The sequence below is a fragment of the Vibrio sp. 1401 genome, from assembly GCF_033340295.1.
On sequence record NZ_JAWOWF010000183.1, the window covers coordinates 1 to 931 of the forward strand.

The following is a 931-nucleotide window of genomic DNA, read 5'->3' on the forward strand; positions in this document are numbered from 1 at the left end:
AACTAGGTAACGCAAACCTTGGTAAGTCACCACATCGCCTTGTTTGTATGAAACATTCTGAGTCCAATTAGTTGCTGGATCCGCATTCGTCCACAAGCTAGATGTTGGTGATGGCGCCCAATCTTGTTGCGCTGTATGGCTTGTTACTGCTTGATATACCGTACCGAGGTGTAGAACGTAGTCGCCGGCGCTGTAGTTGTTACCAACTTGCCAGTTCGGTGTGTAGTTATCCATGGTATCGAAGACATAACCAGCCTGTTTGGCTAGCTGGATAAACTTCGCGAGCTTCGGTAGGTTTTGAGTTGCACCCATGCCACGTTTACCGTCTTCAAACAGGAACTCGTGAGTTAGCACAATAACTTTATCGGCATGCAAAGGTGTACCACATGGGAACTCTTGCGCTTTGGAGTTGATAGGGTTAATTGTCGTAGGCGCACAAGTATTTAGCGCGGAATCGACATACCCAAGGAATGGTTCAGCTTCTGTAAGGCTGTTTGCTGGCATCGCAATGCCCCAGTTTTCAGGGGCCCAATCCACATCCCAACCGTGAGTTTGATAGCCATTATTCGCTAGGATATTTTGAACCGCGATGGCTGCTTTTACACTGTTGGATGGGTTTGCCGTATCACATGAATAGCCAGGCTCCCAAGGTTTAAGATCATCGGACGTGGCACATAAGCCGTCTGCTTTGAAGTCTTTAGTGACGCGCCAACCATTGGTATATGGCAAACGAGCAAACTCATTCGCTTTATAGTTTGGGTAGCTCGTGATGTTCGGCAAATATTTTTCTAGTACTGACAAGTTTTCTGCAAACATCGAGGCATCGTAGGCAGGATCTTGATAAGAGTTGATCTGGTGATCACCCGTTGCATTACATTCTGCCGCACTGTTTGGGCCAAATTCTTCAACACAGTTATGAACCATATGGTCA

Annotated in this window: 1 protein-coding gene; it reads right to left on the reverse strand. The window is 46.7% G+C overall.

From position 1 onward, the window contains the following. The coding region (locus tag R7Z77_RS24415; RefSeq protein WP_318136937.1) for a carbohydrate-binding protein at positions 1 to 931 on the reverse strand (931 nt) is incomplete at both ends.